A 19,392-nucleotide genomic window follows, 5' to 3' on the forward strand; every position below is an offset into this window, starting at 1 on the left:
CGAAGGCGTCAGTCCTGCCGCAATGCAATATCGATCAACCGATGCAACTCATCCACCTCCAGCGCCGCCGCCGAAAACAGAATCCGGAACACCACCGGCGCCACCACCAGATTGATCAAGCGATCGACACTCGGCGTTTTCTCATGCGGATAGCGATCGACAATGGTCTGCAACTGCGCACCGATGATCGTCACGCAATAGCCAGGCGTCGCACTCGCCTGCACGTCACGCAGCATGTTGCGCCCGACCTCCGAGCTCATCTCGTCCAGATATTGCTCGGCCCACGCACGGATATCGCCGCGCAGGCTGCCCGTCTCTGCCGGTTCGCTGTCGGGACGCATGCGGGCGAGGGCGACGTCGGCGAGCAATGCCGCCAGATCGCCCCAGCGCCGATAGATCGTCGACGGCGTGACCCCCGCACGGGCGGCAATTTGCGGGACGGTCACGGTGGAACGTTCCTGCTCTTGCAGCAGCGCATTGACCGCCGAATGAATCGACTCTTGCACCCGGGCACTGCGGCCACCGGGGCGTAAACCTTCTCTAATAGCCATGCGGCAGACCTTAACACAAAGAATTTGCTTTAAGCGCGAGGCGGTAGCACACTCCGCAAAAGCAAAAAATTAGCTTTTGCGGAGTATGCCCATGACAAGCCCCTTGAATAGTGTCGCTTCCCACCGGTCCAGCTTGTGGTTTCTGGCGATCACCTTACTCAGTTTTCTCGCCGCTTCCACCGCGCCGACGCCGTTGTATCACTTGTATCAGGATCAACTGCATTTCTCGGCAGCGATATTGACGCTGATCTTCGCCGTTTATGCTTTCAGTCTGTTGGCAGCGTTGCTGACGGTCGGTTCGCTTTCTGACCATCTCGGACGCAAACCGGTGATCTTCGCCGCCGTGTTGCTCAATTCGCTGGCCATGTTGCTGTTCATCTATGCCGATAGCGTGGCTTGGTTGATCAGCGCACGGGTGTTGCAGGGTTTTGCCACCGGCATGGCCACTGCCGTATTGAGCGCAACGCTGCTCGACACCGACCGTCAGCAGGGGCCGCTGATCAACAGTGTTGCGCCGTTACTGGGGATGGCGCTGGGCGGTTTGGGTTGTGGCTTGCTGGCAGAATTCGCGCCGGCGCCGTTGCAGTTGACTTACTGGTTACTGTTGGCGCTGTTCGTGTTGCAAGGCGTGTATGTCTGGCGCCTGCCGGAAAGTGTTTCGCGGCAAGGCGGGGCATTGGCCTCGTTGCGGCCGACCCTGCACGTGCCGGTGCAAGCGCGTTCAACGTTGTGGCGCGTGCTGCCACTCAACACCGCAACCTGGGCGCTCGGTGGTTTTTATGCCTCGCTGGCACCGTCGTTGGTGCGCACCGCGACGGGCTCCACTTCTAATCTGATCGGTGGCGCTACGGTAGCGGCGCTCACCGTGACCGGCGCATTGATGATCTTCATGATGCGCAATCGCCCGGCCGCTCAGGCGCTGCGGCTGGGGGCAAGTCTGCTGCCGGTCGGGCTGATCCTGATTCTGCTCGGAGTACATGGCGCCAGTCTGCCGCTGTTTTTCTTCGGCACACTGGTCGCCGGTTGCGGCTTTGGTTCGGGTTTCCTCGGTGCGGTGCGCAGTCTGGTGCCGCTGGCTTTGCCGCATGAACGAGCCGGGTTAATGTCGGCTTATTACGTGCTCAGTTACTTGGCGTTCTGTTTGCCGGCGCTGCTGGCCGGTTATCTGGCGCGCAACTTTGGACTGCTGGCGACCACCGACGGTTACGGTACTGTCTTGATTGTGCTGGCCGTGGCTGCGCTGCTGCTCAGCCTGCGTCCGCAGGCGGGCAGAGTTTGCAGCGCTTCGTGAACGCGTGTAGGCGTTTATCTGTAAAACAGATAACAGTTAGAGATATTACCCGTTATATAGATATTCGATTCGGATCTACCATGGGCTCAACCTCACCAGAGGACAGGAGTTCATGATGATTTGCCCCAACAGCGTCACCCCCGGCTACAAACCTTTCAGCCAGCTTCAACATCCGCGTGAAGTGATCCGCCAGTTCACCCCGAACTGGTTCGCCGCGACCATGGGTACCGGTGTGCTGGCATTGGCACTTGCTCAGTTGCCGCTGGCCATTCCCGGATTGCGCGCCGTGGCCGAGGGGCTGTGGCTGTTCAACATTCTCTTGTTCAGCCTGTTTACCGCTGCCTACGCCGCGCGCTGGATTTTGTTCTTTGACGAGGCCCGGCGGATTTTCGGTCATTCCACCGTGTCGATGTTCTTCGGCACCATTCCCATGGGCCTGGCGACGATCATTAACGGCTTTCTGTTGTTCGGCCTGCCGCGCTGGGGCGACGGTGTTATTCAACTTGTTGAAGTGTTGTGGTGGATCGATGTGGCGATGTCGCTGGCCTGCGGTGTGCTGATTCCGTACATGATGTTTACCCGCCAGGAACACAGCATCGATCAGATGACCGCGGTCTGGTTGCTGCCGGTGGTGGCGGCGGAAGTGGCAGCGGCCAGCGGCGGCTTGCTCGCCCCGCATCTGACCGACGCCCATGGGCAACTGATCGTACTGACTACCAGCTATGTGCTTTGGGCATTCTCCCTGCCAGTGGCGTTCAGCATTCTCACCATTCTGTTGCTGCGCATGGCCTTGCACAAACTGCCCCACGAAAACATGGCCGCGTCGAGCTGGCTGGCGCTGGGTCCGATCGGCACCGGTGCGCTGGGCATGTTGCTGTTGGGCGGTGAGGCACCAGCGATTTTTGCCGCGAATGGTCTGCCCGGCGTCGGTGAAATTGCTTCAGGTCTGGGTCTGGTCGCTGGGATCACGCTGTGGGGTTTTGGTCTGTGGTGGATGTTGATGGCGCTGCTGATCACCGTGCGTTATCTGCGTGACGGCATTCCGTTCAACCTCGGCTGGTGGGGCTTCACCTTCCCATTGGGCGTGTATTCGCTGGCAACGCTGAAACTGGCAAGCGTCCTCAACCTGACATTTTTCAGTGTGTTCGGTACGGCGCTGGTGATTTTGTTGGCGGCAATGTGGCTGATCGTCGGCAAGCGCACCGTGCAGGGCGCGTGGCGAGGCGAGCTGTTTGTCTCGCCGTGTATTGCAGGTTTGAAGAAATAATCCGAAAAGTTTAGGTAAGGTGTGGCCTGGATCGTGGTGCGGGATTCCAATAACAAGCACCCAGGCCTCACTACCTAACATCAGGAAACACGGAAGATGAGTCACCCCTCACAGTTCAACCTGTTGCGCACCCGGCGCTTTTTGCCCTTCTTTATTACCCAGTCGCTCGGCGCGTTCAACGACAATGTGTTCAAGCAGTCATTGATCCTCGCCATCCTCTATCGGCTGACCATCGAGGGCGATCGCTCGATCTGGGTCAACCTCTGCGCGCTGCTGTTTATCCTGCCGTTTTTCCTGTTCTCGGCGCTGGCCGGGCAGTTCGGGGAAAAATTCGCCAAGGACGCGCTGATCCGTCTGATCAAGCTCGCGGAAATCGCCATCATGGCCGTAGGATCGATCGGCTTCCTCTTCGATCATCTGTCGCTGATGCTGGTGGCACTGTTCGCCATGGGCACTCACTCGGCGTTGTTCGGCCCGGTGAAGTATTCGATCCTGCCGCAGGCCTTGCGCGACGATGAACTGGTCGGCGGCAACGGTCTGGTGGAAATGGGCACGTTTCTGGCAATTCTCGCCGGCACCATCGGCGCCGGGATCATGATGTCGACCGAGCACTACGCGCCAGTGGTCTCTGCCGCCATCGTCGGCATCGCCGTGCTGGGTTATCTGGCCAGCCGCAGCATTCCGCGCGCGGCGGCCTCGTCGCCGGAAATGCACCTGAACTGGAATATCTTCAGCCAGTCCTGGGCGACGTTGAAACTCGGTCTGGGCCAGACGCCTGCGGTGTCGCGCTCGATTGTCGGCAACTCGTGGTTCTGGTTCGTCGGGGCGATCTACCTGACGCAGATCCCGGCCTACGCCAAGGAATGGATGCACGGTGACGAAACCGTGGTCACGCTGATCCTGACCGTGTTCTCGGTGGGCATCGCGCTGGGTTCGATGCTCTGCGAGAAACTCTCAGGGCGCAAAGTCGAGATCGGACTGGTGCCGTTTGGCTCGTTTGGCCTGACCGTGTTCGGCCTGTTGCTGTGGTGGCATTCCGGTGGGATCCCGGACAGCGTCACCGGCCATAGCTGGATTGCGGTGCTGGGCTTCGTGCACACCTGGGCGGTGTTGATCGACATCCTTGGCCTGGGCATTTTCGGTGGTTTCTATATTGTGCCGCTTTACGCGCTGATCCAGTCGCGCACGGCTGAAAACGAACGGGCACGGGTGATTGCCGCCAACAACATTCTCAACGCGCTGTTTATGGTGGTGTCGGCGATTGTTTCGATCGTCTTGTTGAGCGTTGCCAAGCTGTCGATCCCGCAACTGTTCCTGGTGGTGTCGCTGCTGAACATCGGCGTCAACGCCTACATCTTCAAGATCGTTCCGGAATTCAGCATGCGTTTCATGATCTGGCTGCTCAGCCATTCCATGTACCGCGTCGAACATCGCAACCTTGAAGCGATCCCGGACGAGGGCGCGGCGCTGTTGGTGTGCAACCACGTGTCGTTCGTTGACGCCTTGCTCATCGGCGGTGCCGTGCGTAGGCCGATTCGCTTTGTCATGTACTACAAGATCTACAACCTGCCGGTGCTGAACTTCATCTTTCGCACGGCGGGCGCGATTCCGATTGCCGGACGCCAGGAGGATATCCAGATCTACGAAAAAGCCTTCACGCGCATTGCCCAATATCTGAAGGACGGTGAGCTGGTGTGCATTTTCCCGGAAGGTAAATTGACCGCCGATGGCGAGATCAACGAGTTTCGCGGCGGCGTGACGCGGATTCTGGAGGAGACGCCGGTACCGGTGATTCCGCTGGCGTTGCAAGGATTGTGGGGGAGTTTCTTTAGTCGCGATCCGAACAAGGGCTTGTTCCATCGCTTGTGGTCGCGGGTGACGCTGGTGGCGGGGCCGGCGATTACCGAAGGGACGGAGCCGGCGAAGTTGCAGGTGTTGGTGGGGGAGTTGCGCGGATCCGTTAGATAGTCGGTGTATTAAAAGGCCCCTTTGCAAGCAGGCTCGCTCCCACAGTTGGCCGTATTCCAATGACGGAACGCGGTTGAATGTGGGAGCGAGCCTGCTCGCGAAGACGCTAGTGGCTTAAGCGCTGACTTTAAGGCCTATCAAACCCGTGACGATCAACGCCACACTGACCAGCCGAATCAATGCCATCGACTCACCGAACAGAATGATCCCGGCGATCACCGTGCCCACCGCACCTACGCCGGTCCAGATCGCATAGGCTGTACCCAGCGGCAATTCCTTCATCGCCAGACCGAGCAAACCAAGGCTGATGGCCATGGCGGCAACGGTGAGGGCGGTGGGGAGCGGGCGGGTGAAGCCGTCGGTGTATTTCAGGCCGACGGCCCAGCCGACTTCGAACAGGCCGGCGCAAAACAGAATGATCCAGGACATGCAGGACCTCCATCGATTGACGGGGTCGTCCCCAGATGAATGACTCGATCGAGCCGCAGGGTCGTCCCCGCGTTGCGCAATATAGTGACGAGCATTAACCCGGGGATCAAGTTTTCAGCCTCAATCGGCAGCCCGTTGCGCGAGGTTGTCGCGGTCTTCCTTCTCGCTCATGCGCCGGAAGTACGTCGACAGCAGTGCTCCGGAAATATTGTGCCAAACGCTGAACAGCGCGCTCGGCACCGCCGCCAGTGGCGAGAAGTGCGCACTGGCCAATGCCGCGCCCAGTCCCGAATTCTGCATGCCGACTTCCAGTGCCAGCGACTTGCGCTGAGCCAGCGGCAGGCCGAACAGGCGCCCGGTGAAGTAGCCGAGCAGATAACCGAAGCTGTTGTGCAGCATGACCACGGCCATGATCAGCAGGCCGGACTCGGCGATTTTCGCCTGACTCGCCGCGACCACGGCGGTGACAATAATCACGATGCTGACCACCGACACCAGCGGCAACACATCCACCGCATGCCGCACCTTGTCGCCGAGCAGCCGCTGCGCGACCACGCCGAGGACGATCGGCAACAGCACCACTTGCAGGATCGACCAGAACAGCTCCATGAACGATACCGGCAACCATGCCGAGGCCAGCAGCCAGATCAGCGCCGGAGTCAGCAATGGGGCGAGGAGGGTAGTGACCGCAGCAATCGCCACGGAAAGCGCCAGATCACCGCGCGCCAGCCAGGTCATCACGTTTGAGGAGGTACCGCTCGGGCAGCAGCCGACCAGAATCACCCCGACGGCGATTTCCGGCGGCAGATGAAACACCTGGCAAAGCAACCACGCTACACCGGGCATGATCACGAAGTGCGCAACCACGCCCAGCGCCACCCGCCACGGATGGCGAGCGACGGCAGCGAAATCGTCGAGTTTGAGGGTCAGGCCCATGCCGAACATCACCAGACCCAGCAGCGGTACGATCGCGCTTTTCAGGCCGATGAACCACGCCGGTTGCAGAAAGGCCACGACGGCGAATATCAGAACCCAGTAAGCGAAGGTATTGCCGACAAAGCGGCTGAGTGCAGCCAGTGCGCGCATGGCTTGATCCTTATTTTTGGTTACACCACAAAACATTGTGGGAGCGAGCCTGCTCGCGAATGCGGTGAGCCAGACACATTAATGTTGTTGGCACACCGCATTCGCGAGCAGGCTCGCTCCCACAGGTTAAATACTCGTCAGTGTCAGATCCCCTGCGGCATCTCTTCCCCACCCAACGCTTCAACCAGTGCCGGCAGGAAGTCGCCGAAGGTCAGCATCATCAGGGTGAAGCTGGCATCCAGTTGGCCCAGGGCTTCGTCGCCACCGTCCTGTTCCGCCTGATCCTGCAACAGATCCTCGAATTTCAGGCGTTTGACGGTCATCTTGTCGTCGAGCATGAACGACAGTTTGTCCTGCCAGGCCAGCGACAGCTGAGTGACGACTTTGCCGGTGCTCAGGTGCAGCTGGATTTCTTCGCTGGTCAGGTCTTGGCGTTTGCAACGGACGATGCCGCCGTCTTCGTGGGTGTCGCGCAGTTCGCACTCGTCCAGCACATAGAAATCGTCGGCGGCTTTCTGCGTGGTGACCCACTCGGTCATCACCGCAGTCGGTGCCATTTTCACGGTGAGCGGACGCACGGGCAGGGTGCCGATCACTTCGCGCAGGGTCGAAAGCAGGTCTTCGGCGCGTTTCGGGCTGGCCGAGTTGACCAGGATCAGGCCCTGTTTCGGCGCGATCGCGGCAAAGGTCGACGAACGACGAATGAACGCGCGCGGCAGAAAGGCCTGGATGATTTCATCCTTGATCTGATCGCGTTCCTTCTTATAGACCTTGCGCATCTGCTCGGCCTCGATCTCTTCGACCTTTTCCTTGACCGCGTCACGCACGACGCTGCCCGGCAGAATGCGTTCTTCCTTGCGCGCAGAGATCAGCAGGAAATCGCCGCTGACATGCACCAGCGGCGCATCTTCGCCCTTGCCGAATGGTGCGACGAAACCGTAAGTGGTCAGCTCCTGGCTTGCACACGGCCGCGCCAGTTTGGTCGCCAGTGCAGTTTCCAGCGCCTCGGCATCGACAGGCAGGTCTTGGGTCAGGCGATAGATCAGCAGGTTCTTGAACCACATGGGGCGAGTCACTCCTTTATACAAAGGGGGGCATTATTGTCTTCGCCGGGGCATAGGCCAACCCTTCTCTAAGCCTTTGGAAGGCCTCGGAAAATTATTTAAAAAAGTGCTTGCCAGAGGTTGGGGTGCTCCGTAGAATGCGCGCCACACCGAAGCGAAGGGTGATTAGCTCAGCTGGGAGAGCGTCTGCCTTACAAGCAGAATGTCGGCGGTTCGATCCCGTCATCACCCACCATTCGTTTCAAGTGTTTAGCGCAGCGGTAGTTCAGTCGGTTAGAATACCGGCCTGTCACGCCGGGGGTCGCGGGTTCGAGTCCCGTCCGCTGCGCCATATTCGGTAACCTGGACCACTGAACGCCAGGTCGCCACGGAAAAACCCGCTGAAGCGGGTTTTTTTCTGTCTCAAGGTTGTACCCGCGGGATGTATCGTTTCACCGGTTTTCAGATTTTTTTGAAAAATATTCAATTAAATCAACACTTTACGAAAACCTGTGGCATAATGCGCCCCGTAACGAAGCGAAGGGTGATTAGCTCAGCTGGGAGAGCGTCTGCCTTACAAGCAGAATGTCGGCGGTTCGATCCCGTCATCACCCACCATTCGTTTCAAGCGTTTCGCGCAGCGGTAGTTCAGTCGGTTAGAATACCGGCCTGTCACGCCGGGGGTCGCGGGTTCGAGTCCCGTCCGCTGCGCCATATTCGGTATCTGGAACTGAACGCCAGACACCACAAAAAGCCCGCCTTGTGCGGGCTTTTTGCTGTCTGCGATTTATAAAATCGCCGCGCTACTGCACCGCATTGCGGGCATGCCGATAATCGCTCACCGCCTCGTACACTGCCTTGCGCAAGCGATTGATCCCGCCAATCGGCCGATGCGCCTCGATGCCGAACCACGGATTGAACGACAGGTTGTCGCATTGCAGATTCAGCGCCGGCGTGTCGAAGTCCTGCGCGGGCAGGGTGATCCGCGCCACCGTTGCAAAAGGCGCATCCTGCTCACGCCACTCAATGCTCGTGTCCTCGATCGGCATGTACTTATTCGCGTCCTGGCGCTGGATCTGCAAGGCGAAGCACGCCGGCACCCGATCCGTCGACAACTGCTGATTCAGTGCACTGCGCAGGAAATTCGGCTGGTCGTGATTCTGTTTGGGCAACGTATACGCCGGGCAACTGTCCGGATCCGGCACGACGCGGAATTTCGCATTGGCCTCACCGAACTTGTAGGGCGATACCGAGAAATATGTGGTCTCGGTCGGACTGTCCGGCGGCGGTGACAGAGTGGCCAAGGCGATAAACAGATGGCGGACCTGCCAAGTGCGCGGATCCCATGTCGGAAAAAACGCCATGACCTTCTTGCCGTCAGCCTGCGCCGCCACATTCTGACGGTACTCGGCGACATTGCTGACAAAGAAATTCGGATGGCTGAACATCACGAAATCCTGTTCATGCTGCTCCTGGCGATTGCCGAGCAGTTGCGTGCCAGGAACCTCGAACAGCTTGATTGCCATCCCGCGCGCGTCGCGAATGCTGTCGAATTGCGGATAGGCATTGCCGTTGGACAACCGGATCAGCGCCTGCCAGGTCTTGCCCGGCTCGCTGAACACACCCTGTCGCAGCGATTGCGCCAGTTCCGGTAACACCTGCACTTGCGCCTTCACGCAGCCATGCGCCTTGGCGTGGGCATCGCGCAGATAACGCGTGGGTTCGCGGTGCTGGTCGACGATGCGCACTGCGGTTTGGATGACGTCCTGGGTCATCGCCGCTTCGCCTGCTGGAATCTGTTCCTGCGCGGACACCGGCCCGCGATGCTGCCAGGCAAACCATGCGGTGGCGATGGCCCAGCCGAGCAGGGCGATGACCAGCAGGATCAGCAGCGTCTTGCCAAGCAAACGCCCCAACCACAGCCAGAAACGCGCGAGTGGCGGCAGTTCTTTTTTGAATGTCGGCATGATCATGGCAACTGCGCCTCCAGTGGTCCGCCCAGGACTTTCAGGTATTCGAGCAGCGCCCAGCGCTCCTCGGGTTGCAGGAGTCGGCCGATCACTCCGTTGCCGCGAGCGCCGGCGCGGAATTCGTGGCCGCTGTTGTGGTTGCCGCTGATGCGCGTGTCGAACAGAAAACCGTTGGTGAAAGGCTCGGTGCGATAGCCGAGGTGGCGCGGGTCGTATTCGAGCGTGCCTTTATAGAAGGTGGTGGAGCGCTCATCCTGCGGTGACAGCAACTGATAGATGCTCGGCACCGAACCGTTGTGCAGAAACGGCGCAGTCGCCCAAACGCCTGCCAGCGGTCGAGCCTTGTAAGCGACTTTCTCGCGCACGCCGATCGGCAGGCCGAAACCATCCATGCGCGGTTCTTCTTCCGGCGTGATCTGCGCGTCGCGATAGGCACGGTTTTCCACGAATGCGGTGACGTAAGCCAGGCCCTTGGCCACCGACAATTGGCTCAGATCAAGCGGCTCCTTGGGTTCGGGGTGCAGTTTGACGTCCATCTTTTTCAGCTCATTGACATCCCATTGCAGTGCGCTCAGGTCGAAACGGTGACTGGCAATGTTGTTGGCCGCATTCGGATCGGTGCCGATCACCTCCACGGGAATCATGTGCAAGTGCTGCACCCAGCGTTCGCCTTCCTGCGATTGGCGCGGGACATGGCAGCCGGCGCAGTTTTCCGCGAACAGCGCGCGGCCTCTGGCGGCCAGCGGCTTGTCGATCGCACCGAACAGATCTTCCGGCCAGGTTGGCGGCTTCAGCTGCTGCAAGGTTTCTTCGATGGCGTGCAGATCGCGCACGCGCACGCTGGAGGGATAGCGCGCAGCGCCTTGCAGCGGCTGACCGTTGGCGTCGAAGAAATTCAGCGTGGCACCGACGCCGAGCGCTTCGCCGATATTGCGCGCCATCGGCTGCTGGGCCGAGCCGTTCCACTGCACCCAGTCGAACGTCCACATGTCCCACAGCTGCGGGTAATCCACCGGGGCATCGGCCACGCGGTAGTTGGCAGGGGAAATCGCATCGCCAAACGTAGCGTTGGCAATTCGTCCAAACGCGTCGGTACGCCCCGGGCCTTCCTCGGTCGGGTACAGGCCGCGATGAGTGTCGTTCCAGGCCACTTTGACGAAGGTGTTCAGCGAGGTCTTGAACTCGCTGCGCAATTGTTCGCGGCGCGCTTCGTAATCATCTCCGAGCACCTGGCGGGCGAAGCGCTCAAACTTCCATGGGTTGTAGTAAGTCAAGGCGAGACTGGCGACCAGGGCCTGTCCGAAACTGCCACCGCGCAAAGTAGGAACGCTGGAAGGCAGCACGTGTTGCGCGGTGCCGCCATCGATGCGCACGGCCTGGCCTTTGAAGCGCAACTCGCCGGTGTGGCAAGCGGCGCAGGTGATGTCCAGATAGTGCTCGGAGGCGTTGCCAGGATTCTGGTGCCGGGCAAAACCGACGGGGAGGTTGCCGGGGTTGTTCGCGCTCGCTTTCTGCTGCGGGTCGACCAGGAAGCCGAAACGGGCGAGATATTCAGGGGAGGCGAAGCGCTGCTCGGAGAAGGGCAATTCCAATGCCTGGAACCACTCGTAACGCAGGCCTTTGACTTGCGTACCTTGGGGCGTGAAGTAGTAGGTCTGCCGTTGCTCTTCGCTCCATTGATCCAGGTAACGTACCTGTTGCGGCGGGGTGTAGAAGGGCAATTTCGGGTTGGCGACGTAATAGGTAATCACCGCCACGGCGATTAACGCCAGCACGATCACCAGACTGATAACGCGGAATAAGAGGCGCAAGTTGAACATCCTTGTCGAATTGTTGCGCTGTTATGCCTGAGCGGCGCTGGCTGGGCAAGTGGCCATTACGCCAGATGCTGAGTCGTGAGCCGACGAGCCTTGTCGTCCACGGATGACAGAAGCTTCATCCAGCCATCGTCCAAATGCGTTTTAATCCCTGAACTTATCGGAAGATTCCTGCTCTCATGCCGGTAGCCATTGGTCGTGGCGGCCTGATAAGCTCGCGGCTTTACTCGATTGCCCATTCGGCGCATGAACAAGGAAATAGCATGAAACAGCATCGGTTGGCGGCGGCGGTAGCCCTGGTTAGCCTGGTACTCGCGGGTTGTGACTCGCAGACCAGCGTAGAGCTGAAAACCCCGGCGCAAAAAGCTTCCTACGGCATCGGCCTGAACATGGGCAAAAGCCTTGCCCAGGAAGGCATGGATGATCTGGACTCCAAAGCGGTAGCCCAGGGCATCGAAGATGCCGTTGGCAAGAAAGAACAGAAGCTGAAAGATGAAGAACTGGTCGAAGCCTTCGCCTCGCTGCAAAAGCGTGCTGAAGAGCGTATGGCCAAGATGAGTGAAGAGTCGGCAGCCGCCGGCAAGAAATTCCTCGAAGAAAACGGCAAGAAGGCCGGTGTCACCACCACCGCTTCGGGCCTGCAGTACGAAGTAGTGAAGAAAGCCGATGGCCCACAGCCTAAGCCGACCGACGTCGTCACTGTTCACTACACCGGCAAGCTGACCAACGGCACCGTGTTCGACAGCTCCGTCGAGCGCGGCAGCCCGATCGATCTGCCAGTCAGTGGCGTGATCCCGGGTTGGGTTGAAGGTCTGCAACTGATGCACGTTGGCGAGAAGTACAAACTGTACATCCCTAGCGATCTGGCTTACGGCGCTCAGTCGCCAAGCCCGGCAATCCCGGCCAACTCGGTTCTGGTTTTCGATCTGGAACTGCTGGCCATCAAGGATCCAGCCAAAGAAGACGCCGCTGCCAAGTAACACGCAACGGCATCGCCAACAACGCCTCGCTTATGCGGGGCGTTGTTGCATCTGCAGGTCAGGAAAGGTAAACAGAGCGAACTGACGCCGTTCAACACAGTCATAGCTTTGAGGCTGCCCGCGCTAGACGCCCTGAGCTGCCAAGTCAATGAAATATTGGGCTTTTTTATGTGAGTAAAAAACGCCCGATCTGAGCGCAGCCCTTATGAAACGGGGCTCTCAGCGCTGAAATGCAGCTCTGTTCACAAGGTTATCCACAATTTGTGTGGATAACATTTCAACGGGAAGAATAGATGAAAGCTCCGTGGAATTTCGCTCGATTCCTGCCGTTGGCCGGTCGCCTGCTGGCCCGTGGACGCCTGCCGACCCTATTGTTTGCGGTGGCCAGCAAAGGCGCCGCGCAAGGCAATCGCTTGGGCAAACTCAAGGATGATCTGCGCTTGCTGCAGTCGTTATGCCTGGCCTACTGGCGTGGCGAGTATCGCGCGATCAGTGCCAAGTCGCTGATTTCGGTGGTGGCGGGTCTGATGTATTTCCTCAGCCCGGTCGATGCCATTCCGGATTTCATTCCCATGTTCGGCATGCTCGATGACATCGCTGTCCTCGCCTGGTTGATGAAAACCCTCGATGACGAACTCAACGCCTTCCGCCTGTGGCGCAAACGCCAGCAACCCGAAAAGCTGGCCGTGGTTGAACGCCTCCCTGATACCCCTGAACAATTGCAGTTGCAAGGCCCGAAAAAGCCCTGACTGACCAAGTCTGCCTACAGATAGATACCACTCGCGACCTTAGCCGCTGTTAGGATTACACTTCTAGGGAAAAGTGCCGACTCGCTAAGTGGTGTTGTCCTACGGGGTAGTCATGGATATTCAGATAATTGCACGCGATGGCGAACCCGAATACGCGGTTCTGCCGTGGGCTCAATATCAGGCTTTACTGAAAGCAGCAGGGATCAACGCAACACCGGCGCAGCAGCCAGCAGCGCCGCTCGCCACCTCGCCGGAGCCGATTCTTCCGGGTCTGGATCAATTACGCAGTTTGCGCGAAGGGAAGGGCATCGCCATCGAGGCGCTGGCCCGCACGGTAGGCATCAGCCCGTCTTACCTGGCCATGATCGAAAGTGGTGAGCGTCAGCCCGACGCCGCGATTCGCCGCAGCCTGGCCTGGGAACTGACGGTGCCGGGTTGGAGGGACGAATCGTGAGCGTACGCATCAGCCGTCAACATTGGGACGGATTGCTGGGGGAACTGGACCAGGCGCGCCGTCAGCGCCATCTTCTGACTTATCGAGCCTTGCTTGAGCGTTTGCAGCTGCCGACGCCGGCGATGCAGACGCTGACGGCTGCGCTGGAGCATCTGGCCGCACTGGATGCCAAAGCCGAGCAGCCGTTGCGCAGTTCGCTGGTCATCAGTCAGGGCGCGAGTCGTTTGCCGCGTACCGGGTTCTTTGAATGTGTCGAGCGTCTGGGGCGCTTTTCCGGGCCGTCAGATGGCGTTGCAGCGGCGTCCTGGCATGCGTCGGAAGTGGTGCGGGTCTTCGAATACGAATACCCGGAATCGGCGGAGGCCTGAGTGTTTCTGCGGCTCAAGGCGCGGGCCGGTTATTGGCTGGCCCGCCGGCTGTTTCATTGGTCGTGGTTCGTTCGCCAGCCGCGTGGCTGGCGCTGGCTCGAAGGCCAGTTTGCGCGCATGGCCAACCTCGGCAATGTCGATGCTCAAAGCTTTTATGGGTACATTCTGACTTTTCGCGGCGTCGGGCTAGGCGCGCGTGAAGAAGGCGTGCGTCTGCTGCGTCTGGCGGCGTTGGCCGGCGACGGTAAAGCCGCTTATCAAGTCGGCGTGATCAGCCTCGCCGGTACGCCGAGCAAGGCGCCGGATCCCGTTGAGGCCGCTCGTTGGTGGAGCATGGCCGCCAAGGCCGGCCACCCGTTGGCCGAGCTGAAGCTGCAACAGCTGAAGGCTGGTGATTCAACGCAGTAATTCCATGTATGTCTTCTAAGTAAACGCGTCGTGAGGTTTTCCTCACGCCGCGTTTACGTTTCTGCCTGCACGTTTTTCGCTTGATGCTGGATTGCAGATTAGTCCTACATCCTTTGCCTACTCGCCTGACTTCTTTCCTCTTTGATCCCCCGCACAGTTCCCGCGACTAATTTCTTGCGCGAGGGACCGCTCATGCTTCAGCCCGTTTTTCAGTCCACCTTGTTTGCTCGCGTGTGTTGATGGAAGCCATCGCGCGCATCGAGCAGGAACTCGACAGCTTTCCGCAAACGCTCAGCCTCTACCGCAAACAGCTTGATCACTGGCTCAGTCGCAGGGCAGACCAGATCAGCGAGGCAGCAGACCTGCCATCGCTGGTGGGTATGGAGCGGATCATCCGCTTCGGCGATAGCAGTACGGCGGTCAGCAGCAGCGACGACGAATTTTCCTCCAGCGTCGTCCAGTGCCCGCACGGCGGGCTGATGCAAATCGAGAGCAAGTTCGAATCGGTCTACGACATCCCGCTGGGCAACATTTCCGTCGATGTGGTCGACGTGGATAGCGGCAAAACCGCGCCGGTCACCCTTGATCAGCAGGGCAAGGGCGAGTTCAGAGGCGACGAGGGCAAGTTCTACCGCGTTCTGGTCCACAGCGCTGTCACCTCCAGTCAAGTCGACGAGCTGTTCAAATCCTACGACGGTTTGACCGGCGAACTTGAGCGCTGGCTGCGTAGCGAGTGGCAAGGTTTCAAGCCGCAGTGGTCATACTCGGTGGCGACCGCAGCCAGCAACGGCATGCTCGCCGGCAGTTGGGCGGCCATCGAGGGGGTATGGGACAGCCTCGGTCTGCTCTCGGAAATCCTCCAGGACCCCGGCAAGTTTGCCGAGCGTCTAGGCAGCGGCGCGGCTGATCTGATCGAGCTGGCACAGACCGCTCCGGATCTCATGGAAAAGCTGCAGTTGCTGGTCAGTGACGAAGCGGCGATGTGCTTGCTGCTACGGTCGGCGAGTCTGTGGCTGGACATGCTGCCGCCCAGCGAGGTTGCCGGCAAGTCTGCTGAAGTGGCGTCGATGATGATCGTGCAACTGATCATCGATGTCTTGATCAGCGTGGTGCTGACGTTTGTCGGAGCGGGGGCGGGGATCGCTTATCTGACGCTGCGTCTGGCTGACCGCGCAACGCAGCTGTTCAACGTCGCCAAGCGTCTGGTCAAGGCGCTGTTCAGCATCGTCAACGCCTTTATTGAATACGTCGACCGCTACAAAGCCGTTGCCGCGCGGGGCATCGCCGCCGGGGTGAAAAAGGGCCGGATGCAATTGCGCTGGGATGCCAAGCGCAACGCCATGTTGAAGAAGGACGAGCCACACGACGACGCGCCCGACCAGGCGAAAAACCCCAACGGCGATGCCGCCGACTGCGTCCCCAATACCTGCAAAAACGGCTGCCCGGTGTCGATGGTCACCGGCGAAGAACTGCTGACCCTGACCGACGCGGTGCTCGATGGCGTGCTGCCCTTCGAGTTCACCCGCTTGTACCGCAGCAGCGCGGTCGAGATCGACATCGGCCTGGGTTTCGGCTGGAGCCATACGCTCGCGCATCGGCTGGCCTTCGACGGCGATGGCGTGATCTGGATCGACCACGAAAACCGCCGCACTCGTTTTCCCCTGCCCAACGTCGCGCGCCCGGCGATCCACAACAGCCTGTCGCGGGCGGCGATCTTTCTCGGCGAGGAACCCGAAGAACTGATTCTGGCTCTGGCCGGCGACAGCGCGCGGTTCTATCACTTTCGCGCCGGACGACTGACCGCAATCAGCGATGTCTACGGCAATCGTCTCACCCTGCAACGCGATCGCTCCGATCGCATACAGCGTCTGGACAACGGCGCCGGCCGCTCATTGCTGTTGCGTTATGACCGCGCGCAACTGGTGGCGGTCGAGTATCAGGTGTTCGTTCAGGGCGAGTGGATCACCGAGCAAAACCTCGCCACCTACAGCTTCGATGCCCGGCAACGCCTGCTGGTTGCGACCAACGCGGTCGGCGACAGCGAGCGCTACGACTACGACGACCACCACGTCATCCTCCAGCGCCAGTTGACCGGCGGCGCGAGCTTCTTCTGGGAGTGGCAGCGCGAGGGCAAAGCGGCGCGCTGCGTGCGCCACTGGGCGTCGTTCTCGCAGATGAACACCCGTTACGTCTGGAACGATGACGACGCCAGCGTGACCGTGCATTACGTCGACGGTACCGAAGAAGTCTACGTCCACGACGAGCGCGCGCGGCTGGTGCGCCAGGTTGCGGCCGATGGCGGCGAGCAGCTCAAGGCCTATGACCAGCAGGGGCGCTTGATCGCCGAGCAGGATGCGTTGGGCGCGGTTACCGAATACCGCTACGACGAAGTCGGACGGCTGATCGCGCTGATTCCGCCGGACGATGCACCAACGTCCTACGAGTACCGCAACGGTTTTCTCTACAAGCGTTGCCGTGGTGATGCGGTGTGGATTTACCGGCGCAACGCCGAAGGCGCCGTCACCGAAGCGGTCGATCCCGACGGCCAGGTCACCCATTACTACTACAACTTGCGCGGGCAATTGCTGTCGCTGCGTTATCCGGACAGCAGCCGCCATCGCTGGGTGTGGAACGAGCTGGGTCAGCTCATCGAAGAAACCCTGCCCGATGGCGGCGTGCGCCGCTTTTCCTACGATGCGCTGGGCCGGCGGATTACCACCCAGGACGAATTTGGTGTCGTCAGCCGTCAGGAGTGGGACGCCGCCGGCCGACTGATCCTGACGACTTCTCCTACGGGCAGCACGCACGCCTACAGCTACGGCGCCTACGGCCAGATCACCGCAGAACGTGACGAGCTCGGTCGTATCACCCGCTATGAATATGACGATGACCTGCACCTGGTCTCGCGGCGGATCAACCCCGACGGCACCCGCGTGCAGTATCGCTATGACCATGCGCGGCTGTTGCTGACCGAGATTGAAAACGAATCGGGCGAAAAGTACCGACTGGATTACACGCCGACCGGATTGATCCGACAGGAAATCGGGTTTGATGGGCGCCGGACTGCCTATGCCTACGACCTCAATGGTCATTTGCTGGAAAAGACCGAGTTTGGTGATTTCGGCCCCAGTCTGGTCACCCGCTACGAGCGCGATAAGGCCGGGCGTTTGCTGGCCAAAACCCTGCCCGATGGGATCAAAGTTCGCTACGACTACGACCGCCTCGGTCGGTTGATCGGTGTCGATGACGGTCAGAACCATCCGCTGGCCTTCGAGTATGACCGTCAGGACCGGCTGATCAACGAGCATCAGGGCTGGGGCACCTTGCGCTACGCCTATGACGCCTGCAGCCAGCTCAAGCGCCTGCGCCTGCCGGACAACAGCAAGCTCGATTATCACTACGCCAAGGGCGGTGCGCTGTCGGCCATCGACCTCAACGGCACGCCGCTCACGCGCCACGTCTACCACTGCGGTCGTGAACAGCAACGCCAGCAAGGTTTGCTGCTCAGTGAATATTCCTACGACGATCAGGGCCGCTTGCTCGCCCACGCCGTAGGCCATCGCCACGCCTCGCTGTACCGCCGCGATTATGCCTACAGCGCCAACGGCAATCTCGAGCACATCGCCGACAGCCGCCACGGCCAGCGTACTTATGGCTACGACGCCCTCGACCGGTTGATCCGCGTACGTCACTCACGCGACGAACTGCCCGAATCCTTCGCCCACGACCCGGCCGGCAACCTGCTGATGCAGGACCGCCCCGGTCCCGCGCAGATCAAAGGCAATCGCCTGCTGATGCAGGGCGACCGCCATTACGACTACGACGCCTTCGGCAACCTGATCCGCGAACGCCGAGGCCACGGCCAGACCCTGGTCACTGAATACCGCTACGACTGCCAGCACCGCCTGATCGGCCTGACCCGCCCGGACGGCCAGACCGCCACTTATCACTACGACGCCTTCGGCCGGCGCATCCGCAAAACCGTCGACGGCGCCGTCACCGAATTCTTCTGGCAAGGCGAACACCTCGTCGCCGAAAGCAGCGCCACGCAATACCGCAGCTTCCTTTACGAACCCGGCACCTTCCGCCCACTCGCGATGCTCGACGGCAAAGGCCCGAAAAAGGCCTGCCCCTTCTACTACCAACTCGACCACCTCGGCACCCCGCAGGAACTCACCGACTACAGCGGCGAAATCGTCTGGTCCGCGCAATACGACGCCTACGGCAAAGTCGCCGCTGTGACCTTGGCCGGCGAAGATTATCTGGATCAACCGCTGCGTTTTCAGGGGCAGTATTTCGATGTTGAAAGTGGGCTGCATTACAACCGGCATCGGTATTACGACCCGAGGCTAGGGCGGTATCTGACCCCGGACCCGGTGAAGCTCGCGGGCGGGTTGAATCAGTACCAGTACGTGCCGAATCCGACGGGGTGGGTGGATCCGTTGGGGTTGACGTCCAACTGTCCGCCGCCGAAAACTAATAGGCCCGAGAGGTGCCAAGCACCGACTCTAGCTAACAGGCCGAATGTAAATCAAGGGTTACCGACCGTTCCGGATGTTGGCAAAGATGGACCGCAAAATGAAGCTGAAGCTAAGCGCCGGGTATTAGCTTGGAACAGACAATACAGAATGCACTCAGTAGAAAAACATGGCCCAGAGATCGATGATTCAGCTTTAAAGCAAAGATCAATAGACGGCTCACATCCAACAAAAAAAGGCGTTAGAGGCCCAGTGGGCCCGAGTTCGCAATTCAGTAGTTGGATGATGCAATTTAGAGCGTTGCATTTCGCTTTATCCAGAATGCATAAAAAAATACCTGAGCCGACAGGATATGATGCAGACGGAAACCCTATTGTTAGGATGAAACTGCCAAGAGCGGGTCGTGGGTACAAGCCCAATGAAAGAAATCCAAGTAATCCTCGTTACGTAGAAAGCTTGGATGGGGCGGAAGTAAAATTTGATAAACGAGATGTTAAGCGGCCGTTTACTGGCTTTCCGAGATAGGTGGAATT

At 59.7% G+C, this 19,392-nt stretch carries 15 protein-coding genes and 4 tRNA genes; 13 read left to right on the forward strand and 6 right to left on the reverse strand.

Annotated features, from left to right (window positions below; translation table 11 throughout):
• Positions 1-8: 8 nt before the first annotated feature.
• The gene (locus tag OK411_RS09480; protein WP_264364775.1) at positions 9-551 is read right to left on the reverse strand and encodes a TetR/AcrR family transcriptional regulator; all 543 of its coding nucleotides are present in this window, start codon (positions 549-551) and stop codon (positions 9-11) included.
• 103 nt (positions 552-654) lie between these two features.
• Here OK411_RS09480 and OK411_RS09485 point away from each other — a divergent pair, with 103 nt between their 5' ends.
• The 3 genes from OK411_RS09485 (at position 655) to OK411_RS09495 (ending at position 5,077) form a co-directional block, all read left to right on the forward strand.
• Complete coding sequence (locus OK411_RS09485) at positions 655-1,842, forward strand: MFS transporter (RefSeq protein WP_264364825.1); 1,188 nt, start codon at positions 655-657, stop codon at positions 1,840-1,842.
• Between the two features lie 115 nt (positions 1,843-1,957).
• Positions 1,958-3,109 (forward strand): TDT family transporter, encoded by a 1,152-nt coding sequence (locus OK411_RS09490; RefSeq protein ID WP_264364776.1) that lies wholly within the window; start codon positions 1,958-1,960, stop codon positions 3,107-3,109.
• 96 nt (positions 3,110-3,205) lie between these two features.
• Entirely contained in the window at positions 3,206-5,077 is a 1,872-nt protein-coding gene (locus OK411_RS09495) for an MFS transporter (RefSeq protein WP_264364777.1), read from the forward strand.
• Positions 5,078-5,191: 114 nt separating this feature from the next.
• Here the strand turns inward: OK411_RS09495 and sugE are convergent, their stop codons facing one another.
• The 3 genes from sugE to rdgC all read right to left on the reverse strand — a co-directional run bounded on the left by sugE (position 5,192) and on the right by rdgC (position 7,656).
• On the reverse strand, positions 5,192-5,506 hold the full coding sequence (gene sugE / locus OK411_RS09500) for a quaternary ammonium compound efflux SMR transporter SugE (RefSeq protein ID WP_024012188.1): 315 nt from the start codon (positions 5,504-5,506) through the stop codon (positions 5,192-5,194).
• Positions 5,507-5,626: 120 nt separating this feature from the next.
• Positions 5,627-6,592, reverse strand: a complete 966-nt coding sequence (locus tag OK411_RS09505; RefSeq protein ID WP_041479525.1) for a bile acid:sodium symporter family protein — start codon at positions 6,590-6,592, stop codon at positions 5,627-5,629.
• A gap of 143 nt (positions 6,593-6,735) precedes the next feature.
• Positions 6,736-7,656: a recombination-associated protein RdgC gene (gene rdgC, locus OK411_RS09510; protein ID WP_024012190.1), complete on the reverse strand. Its 921-nt coding sequence runs from the start codon at positions 7,654-7,656 to the stop codon at positions 6,736-6,738.
• Positions 7,657-7,815: 159 nt separating this feature from the next.
• Between rdgC and OK411_RS09515 the strand changes: the two genes are divergently transcribed.
• The 4 genes from OK411_RS09515 (at position 7,816) to OK411_RS09530 (ending at position 8,349) form a co-directional block, all read left to right on the forward strand.
• Positions 7,816-7,891: transfer RNA gene (locus tag OK411_RS09515), tRNA-Val, on the forward strand.
• A gap of 19 nt (positions 7,892-7,910) precedes the next feature.
• A tRNA-Asp gene (locus OK411_RS09520) sits at positions 7,911-7,987 on the forward strand.
• 190 nt (positions 7,988-8,177) lie between these two features.
• Positions 8,178-8,253: transfer RNA gene (locus OK411_RS09525), tRNA-Val, on the forward strand.
• Positions 8,254-8,272: 19 nt separating this feature from the next.
• Positions 8,273-8,349, forward strand: a tRNA-Asp gene (locus OK411_RS09530).
• Between the two features lie 89 nt (positions 8,350-8,438).
• Here OK411_RS09530 and OK411_RS09535 read toward each other — a convergent pair.
• Positions 8,439-9,608 carry a catalase family protein gene (locus OK411_RS09535; protein WP_264364778.1) on the reverse strand — a complete coding sequence of 390 codons (1,170 nt, stop codon included), beginning with the start codon at positions 9,606-9,608 and terminating at the stop codon, positions 8,439-8,441.
• Complete coding sequence (locus tag OK411_RS09540; protein ID WP_264364779.1) at positions 9,605-11,416, reverse strand: cytochrome c; 1,812 nt, start codon at positions 11,414-11,416, stop codon at positions 9,605-9,607. Before OK411_RS09540 ends, OK411_RS09535 begins: the two co-directional genes overlap by 4 nt.
• Before the next feature lie 269 nt (positions 11,417-11,685).
• Between OK411_RS09540 and OK411_RS09545 the strand changes: the two genes are divergently transcribed.
• From OK411_RS09545 to OK411_RS09570, 6 genes are all read left to right on the forward strand, one after another.
• Positions 11,686-12,402: an FKBP-type peptidyl-prolyl cis-trans isomerase gene (locus tag OK411_RS09545; RefSeq protein WP_016773732.1), complete on the forward strand. Its 717-nt coding sequence runs from the start codon at positions 11,686-11,688 to the stop codon at positions 12,400-12,402.
• A gap of 293 nt (positions 12,403-12,695) precedes the next feature.
• On the forward strand, positions 12,696-13,151 hold the full coding sequence (locus OK411_RS09550; protein ID WP_016773733.1) for a YkvA family protein: 456 nt from the start codon (positions 12,696-12,698) through the stop codon (positions 13,149-13,151).
• Positions 13,152-13,263: 112 nt separating this feature from the next.
• Positions 13,264-13,605, forward strand: a complete 342-nt coding sequence (locus OK411_RS09555; RefSeq protein WP_076566752.1) for a helix-turn-helix domain-containing protein — start codon at positions 13,264-13,266, stop codon at positions 13,603-13,605.
• The gene (locus tag OK411_RS09560) at positions 13,602-13,973 is read left to right on the forward strand and encodes a hypothetical protein (protein WP_003223109.1); all 372 of its coding nucleotides are present in this window, start codon (positions 13,602-13,604) and stop codon (positions 13,971-13,973) included. Before OK411_RS09555 ends, OK411_RS09560 begins: the two co-directional genes overlap by 4 nt.
• Positions 13,974-14,381, forward strand: coding sequence for a sel1 repeat family protein (locus OK411_RS09565; RefSeq protein WP_264364780.1), 408 nt, complete (start codon positions 13,974-13,976; stop codon positions 14,379-14,381).
• Positions 14,382-14,620: 239 nt separating this feature from the next.
• Positions 14,621-19,384, forward strand: a complete 4,764-nt coding sequence (locus OK411_RS09570; RefSeq protein ID WP_264364781.1) for an RHS repeat protein — start codon at positions 14,621-14,623, stop codon at positions 19,382-19,384.
• Positions 19,385-19,392: the final 8 nt, after the last annotated feature.

It is taken from the genome of Pseudomonas sp. RG1 (genome assembly GCF_025910115.1).
Classification (GTDB): Bacteria; Pseudomonadota; Gammaproteobacteria; order Pseudomonadales; family Pseudomonadaceae; genus Aquipseudomonas; species Aquipseudomonas atacamensis.